Source organism: Streptomyces sp. (genome assembly GCF_031178505.1).
Taxonomy (GTDB): Bacteria; Actinomycetota; Actinomycetes; order Streptomycetales; family Streptomycetaceae; genus Streptomyces; species Streptomyces gulbargensis.
The window spans coordinates 1-6,250 of the sequence record NZ_JAPSIW010000412.1 but is presented as its reverse complement, the minus strand read 5'-3'; the positions used below and the strand labels follow the sequence as shown (position 1 = coordinate 6,250).

General features: G+C 75.2%; 5 protein-coding genes. 3 read left to right on the top strand and 2 right to left on the bottom strand.

The features are described from left to right. Positions 1 to 331, bottom strand: a 331-nt coding sequence (locus tag RIF68_RS23745) for a PucR family transcriptional regulator ligand-binding domain-containing protein (protein ID WP_309053323.1), incomplete at its 3' end; no start/stop codon positions are given. 119 nt (positions 332 to 450) lie between these two features. Between RIF68_RS23745 and speB the strand changes: the two genes are divergently transcribed. Together speB and RIF68_RS23735 are read left to right on the top strand one after the other, a co-directional pair. Further along, positions 451 to 1,428: an agmatinase gene (gene speB / locus RIF68_RS23740; RefSeq protein WP_309053322.1), complete on the top strand. Its 978-nt coding sequence runs from the start codon at positions 451 to 453 to the stop codon at positions 1,426 to 1,428. A gap of 335 nt (positions 1,429 to 1,763) precedes the next feature. After that, on the top strand, positions 1,764 to 3,446 hold the full coding sequence (locus RIF68_RS23735) for a thiamine pyrophosphate-binding protein (protein WP_309053321.1): 1,683 nt from the start codon (positions 1,764 to 1,766) through the stop codon (positions 3,444 to 3,446). A gap of 153 nt (positions 3,447 to 3,599) precedes the next feature. On the opposite strand, the gene RIF68_RS23730 is transcribed toward RIF68_RS23735, so the two are convergent. Then, complete coding sequence (locus RIF68_RS23730; protein WP_309053320.1) at positions 3,600 to 3,974, bottom strand: hypothetical protein; 375 nt, start codon at positions 3,972 to 3,974, stop codon at positions 3,600 to 3,602. A 285-nt stretch (positions 3,975 to 4,259) separates the two neighbouring features. Between RIF68_RS23730 and RIF68_RS23725 the strand changes: the two genes are divergently transcribed. After that, positions 4,260 to 6,250: ABC transporter ATP-binding protein (locus RIF68_RS23725; RefSeq protein WP_309053319.1), on the top strand; the 1,991-nt coding region annotated here is incomplete at its 3' end.

The window sequence follows — 6,250 nt, the reverse complement described above, 5'->3', positions numbered from 1 at the left end:
GCCCGTGCCGGGCGCAGGCCGCTACCAGCTCCGCAGGCACCGTGTCGTACACCGGCGTGACCCCGAAGCCGAGCGCCGCGGCGCCCGCCTCCACCACCCGTTCCACGAACCGCGCCGGGTCCTCCAGTTGCACGCCCGCCGTCAGGAGCAGCTCGCCGCCGAGCAGGTACGGGTACGGGTCGGCCATCTCCGAGGTGTGCACCCAGTGGAGGGACGCGTCCTCCGGACCGGTGAGCAGCCGCAGGCCCAGTTCCCTGCGGGCGAGCAGCGCGGCGAGCGGGACCGGTGGAGCCGGGGGAGTGGAGGCGGGGTGCGCGGGGCTCGTCGTCATGGACCCTTCGTACACCAAACGCTCGCACAGTGGAGGAAACGCACACTTCTGCGCCGCTCCTCCGGCGCCTACCGTCGTGCCGGAGAACCATCCCCCTCGCCTTCCCCGGAGGACCGACCATGAGCAGCAGCGACCAGAACACCCCGCGCGGCCCGATCGACTCGTCCCGCATCCCGCGGTACGCGGGCCCCGCGACGTTCGCGCGGCTGCCGCGGCTCGACGAGGTCGGCACCGCCGATGTCGCCGTGGTCGGCATCCCCTTCGACAGCGGCGTCTCCTACCGTCCCGGCGCCCGCTTCGGCGGCAACGCCATCCGCGAGGCCTCCCGCCTGCTGCGCCCCTACAACCCGGCGCAGGACGCCTCCCCGTTCGCCCTGGCCCAGGTCGCGGACGCCGGTGACATCGCCGCCAACCCGTTCAACATCAACGAGGCCGTGGAGACCATCGAGGCCGCCGCCGACGACCTGCTCGCCACCGGCGCCCGCATGATGACCCTCGGCGGCGACCACACCGTCGCCCTGCCGCTGCTCCGCTCGGTCGCCAAGAAGCACGGCCCGGTCGCCCTGCTCCACTTCGACGCCCACCTCGACACGTGGGACACCTACTTCGGCGCCGAGTACACCCACGGCACCCCGTTCCGCCGGGCCGTCGAGGAAGGCATCCTCGACACCTCCGCCCTCTCGCACGTCGGCACCCGCGGCCCGCTCTACGGCAAGCAGGACCTCACCGACGACGAGAAGATGGGCTTCGGCATCGTCACCTCCGCCGACATCTACCGGCGCGGCGCCGACGAGGTCGCCGACCAGCTCCGCCAGCGCATCGGCGACCGCCCGCTCTACATCTCCATCGACATCGACTGCCTCGACCCGGCCCACGCCCCCGGCACCGGCACCCCGGAGGCGGGCGGCATGACCTCCCGCGAGCTCCTGGAGATCCTGCGCGGCCTGTCGTCCTGCAACCTGGTCGGCGCCGACGTCGTCGAGGTCGCCCCCGCGTACGACCACGCCGAGATCACCGCGGTCGCCGCCTCGCACACCGCGTACGAGCTGACCACGATCATGTCCCGCCAGATCGCGGCGGCGCGCGAGGCGAAGTAACCGCGCGGAGGCGGTGCCGGGCCGGGCCCCGCACCCGGGCCCGCGCGGTGGGCCGGACACCGCCCCGGGCCCGCGTGAGCCGGGCACGGCCTCCGGAAACCCGGACGCCGTACCTGGGCCCCCGGGCCCGCACCCGGGCCGGCCCGGCGCCGCCTCCGAAAACCCGCGCCCGTGGCCACGCGCCGGCCCTCCCCGGCGGCCACGGGCGTGTCCCAGGGCCCGCGTCCTTCCGAGCGTCCGCAGCTCGGGGGCGCGGGCCCGACCCGTACCCTCGACGTCGGCCCCCGGCCGCACCCCCGTCCACCCGCCGACCCGCCCACGCCCGGAGGAGCCCGATGACCCACGACCACGACCTGGTCCTGCGACCGACGGCCGCGCAGCGCGAGGCGGCGCTCAACCCGCCGCCGGGCCGCAACGGCGGTGACCTCGTCGTCGAGACCCTGGCCGGGCTCGGCGCCTCCACCGTGTTCGGACTGCCCGGACAGCACGCCCTCGGCATGTTCGACGCGCTGCGCCGTTCCTCGCTCCGGTACGTCGGCCTGCGCGTCGAGAACAACGCGGGCTTCGCCGCCGACGCGTACGGCCGCGTCACCGGCGAGGCCGCCCCGCTGCTGCTCTCCACCGGACCCGGCGCGCTCATGTCCCTCGCCGCGCTCCAGGAGGCCGCCGCCGCCTCCGCCCCGGTCCTCGCCATCGGCAGCCAGGTCCCCGTGGCCGGGCTCGGCGGCGGGCGCCACGGCTACCTGCACGAGCTGCGGGACCAGCAGGCCTCGTTCCGCGACGTCGTGAAGTCCGTCCACACCGTCCGTACGCAGTCCCAGATCCCGTCCGCGATCGCGGCGGCCTGGGAGTCGGCGCTCACCGCCCCGCACGGGCCGGTGTGGGTCGAGATCCCGCAGGACGTCCTCCTGGCCCCCACCACCCTGCCCGTGGTCACCGCGATGGACGCCACCCCCGGGGAGGTCGTGCCCCGCCCCGAGCTGACGGCGGTCGCCGCCGAGCTGCTCTCCCGGGCCGCCCGGCCCGCGATCATCGCGGGCGGCGGGGTCGTCCGCGCCGACGCCTCCGGCAAGCTCCTCGCCCTCGCCGAACGCCTCGACGCGCCCGTGGTCACCACCTTCGGCGGCAAGGGCGCCTTCCCGTGGCGGCACCCGCTCTCCCTCCAGTCCTGGCTGGAGGACCGGCACACCACCGACTTCCTGGAGGACGCCGACGTCCTCCTCGTCGTCGGTTCCGGCCTCGGCGAGCTGTCCTCGAACTACCACACCTTCGCCCCGCGCGGCCGGGTCGTGCAGATCGAGGCCGACGCCGGGAAGCTGGAGTCCAACCACCCGGCCCTCGGCATCCACGCCGACGCCCGGATCGCCCTCCAGGCCCTCCTGGAGACCGTCGAACCCCGCGAGGACGCCACCGCGCCCGAGCGGGTCCGTACGGTCCTGGCGAAGGTCGCGGACCGGATCGCCGCCCAGGGCCTCGACCTGGAGCAGCGCGTCGTCGCCGCCGTCCGGGAGGCCCTGCCGGACCGCGCCCCCAGCTTCTGGGACATGACGATCCTCGCCTACTGGGCCTGGTCCGCCTTCGACGCCCGGCACCCCAACACCATGCACTCCGCCCAGGGCGCCGGCGGACTCGGCTACGCCTTCCCCGCCGCCCTCGGCGCGGCGGCCGCCGAGCCCGGCCGTCCGGTCCTCGCGGTCTCCGGTGACGGCGGCGCGATGTACTCGCTCGCGGAGCTGGCGACGGCCCGGCAGTACGGCCTCGACGTCACCTGGCTGATCGTGGACGACGGCGGCTACGGCATCCTGCGCGAGTACATGACGGACGCCTTCGGCGAGGCCACCGGCACCGATCTCGCCCGTCCCGACTTCGTGGCCCTCGCCGAGTCCTTCGGCGTCCCCGCCGTCCGTACGACCCCGGACGCCCTCGCCACCGACCTCGCGAAGGCCCTCGCCCAGCCGGGCCCCTCCGTGGTCGTCCTTCCGGCCCTCCTCCGCATGTTCGAGCCCACCCACCTCTGAACGAGCGCCGTCGGCCTCCTGATCGCGGCCACCGCCGGGCTCCCGGGGCTCCCCCACGACGCCCGGGACTTCGGGGCCGTCGCAGGCGTCACCGGCCGGCCCGCCGCCGGGCCGACCGCCACACCCGGTGCTCCGCCCCCGGTGAACCCCGGGTCAGTCCACCAGGTCCGCCCAGCTCTCGCGGTAGGCCGCGAGCCTCGCCTCGTACCCCTGCCGGAAGTGCTGGGCCGCCGGCCCGCCGAGCCCGTCCCGCGTCTCGCGGCGCGGGGGGACCAGCCGGGACACGTCGGCCATGACCACGACGGCCGCCTCGGCGACCGGCCCGCCCCTCTCACGGGCGGCGAACAGCCGGTGCCCCACGTCCCGCAGGAGCCGCAGGCTGTCGTTGTACGGGTTGTACGTGGCCGCCCGCACCTCGCCCGGCGGCGCGGGGACGATCCGGCCGCCCTCCGCGAGTCCCCGCATCGCCACCAGCGCCGCGAACAGCTGACCCCACCGGTACCCCCGCCCGTCCTCGACCCGCATCACGCGCACCCCTTCCCGTCGCCCCGGTCCCTCCGGACCGGCGGCCTCCCCGGTCCCTACCCCTCCACCCCCGGCCGAAGGCCGGCCTCCTCCTCTTCCCCGGCACGGGTGGGACTGTCCCCGGGCCCCGGGCCCCCTCCCGTCGCCCTGACCCCGCGGCGCGCCGCCGGTCCTAGGACCTTCGTCCCGTCTTCGCGCGCCATTCGTGTCCGGGGGATGAAAACGCAGGCCGGGCACGTTGGAGCCTTCCGGTACACCAGGACGAACGGGAGGCGCCACGTGGCGGCGGTGGGGCAGAAACAGGCGGAGGAACGACGCACGGAGGACCGGCCCGGGGAGCCGCGGGGCGGCTGGGCGCGGCGGCTGTGGGGGTACGCCTGGCGGTTCCGGACGGACGTCGTCCTCGCGCTCGGTTCCTCCCTCGCCGGCATGGCGGTCCTCGCCCTCGTCCCCCTGATCACCAAGGTGATCATTGACGACGTCATCGGCACCCGCACCCGCTCGCTCGCCGTCTGGACCGGCCTCCTCATCGGGGCCGCCGTCCTCGTCTACGCCTTCACCTACGTCCGCCGCTACTACGGCGGACGCCTCGCGCTCGACGTCCAGCGCGACCTGCGCACCGACATGTACGGCACGCTCACCCGGCTCGACGGGCGACGGCAGGACGAGCTGTCCACCGGGCAGGTCGTGGGCCGGGCCACCAGCGACCTCCAGCTCATCCAGGGCCTTCTCTTCATGCTCCCGATGACGATCGGCAACATCCTGCTGTTCGTCATCTCCCTGGCCGTCATGGCCTGGCTCTCCGTCCCCCTCACCCTCGTCGCGCTCGCCGTCGCCCCCGCCCTCTGGTTCATCGCCCAGCGCAGCCGCACCCGCCTCCACCCCGCCACCTGGGCGGCGCAGCAGGAGGCCGGGGCCGTCGCGGGCGTGGTCGACGGGGCCGTGACCGGCGTCCGGGTCGTCAAGGGCTTCGGACAGGAGGAGCAGGAGACCGGCAAGATCCGGCAGGCCGGCCGGCGCCTCTTCGCCACCCGGCTCCGCACCGTCCGCCTCAACTCGCTCTACACCCCCGCCCTCCAGGCCGTCCCCGCCCTCGGCCAGGTCGCCGTCCTCGCCCTCGGCGGCTGGCTCGCCTACCGGGGCCAGATCACCCTCGGCACCTTCGTCGCCTTCTCCGCCTACCTGGCCTCCCTCGTCGGCCCGGTCCGCATGCTCGCCATGGTCCTCACCGTCGGCCAGCAGGCCCGCGCGGGTGTCGAGCGCGTCGTCGACCTGATCGACACCGAGCCGGTGATCAAGGACGGCACGAAGGAGCTGCCGGCCGACGCCCCCGCCACCGTCGAGTTCGACGCCGTGTCCTTCGCGTACGAGGACGGCCGCCCGGTCCTCGACGGCTTCTCGCTGGAGATCCGCCCCGGCGAGACCGTCGCCGTCGTCGGCGCCTCCGGCTCCGGCAAGTCCACCGTCTCCCTCCTCCTGCCGCGCTTCTACGACGCCGACCACGGCGCCGTCCTCGTCGGCGGCCACGACGTCCGCGAACTCACCCTCGACTCGCTGCGCGCCGCGATCGGCCTCGTCCCCGAGGACTCCTTCCTCTTCTCCGACACCGTCCGCGCCAACATCGCCTACGGCTTCCCGGACGCCACGCAGGAGCAGATCGAGACCGCCGCGCGCGCGGCGCAGGCCGACCGGTTCATCGCCGAGCTGCCCGAGGGGTACGACACGAAGGTCGGCGAGCACGGCCTGACCCTCTCCGGCGGCCAGCGGCAGCGCATCGCCCTCGCCCGCGCGATCCTCACCGACCCCCGGCTGCTGCTCCTGGACGACGCCACCTCCGCCGTCGACGCCCGGGTCGAGCACGAGATCCACGAGGCCCTCCGTTCGGTGATGGCGGGCCGTACCACCCTGCTCATCGCGCACCGCCGCTCCACCCTCGGCCTCGCCGACCGCATCGCCGTCCTCGACGCGGGCCGGCTCGCCGACATCGGCACCCACGAGGAGCTCCAGGAGCGGTCCGCGCTCTACCGCAGGCTCCTCACCGACCCGGACGAGCTCGGCGCCGTCTCGCCCGGCCACGTCACCCCGGCCGAGGTGCCGGAGGACCACACGCTGCGCGCCGAGCTGGACGCCGAGTTCGACGCCGAGCGCGGGATCACCCCCGCCCTGTGGGTACGGGACGAGTCCGCGGCGCCCGACGACGGCACGGCCCGCATGACGGACAAGGCCGGCGCCACCCCGGAGCTGCTCGCCGCCGTCGAGGCCCTTCCGCCCGCCGCCGA

What these genes read in the sequence shown, in the direction of transcription:
- speB (WP_309053322.1), top strand. Translation starts at nt 451, where the DNA reads ATGAGCAGCAGCGACCAGAACACCCCGCGCGGCCCGATCGACTCGTCC.
- RIF68_RS23735 (WP_309053321.1), top strand. Translation starts at nt 1,764, where the DNA reads ATGACCCACGACCACGACCTGGTCCTGCGACCGACGGCCGCGCAGCGC.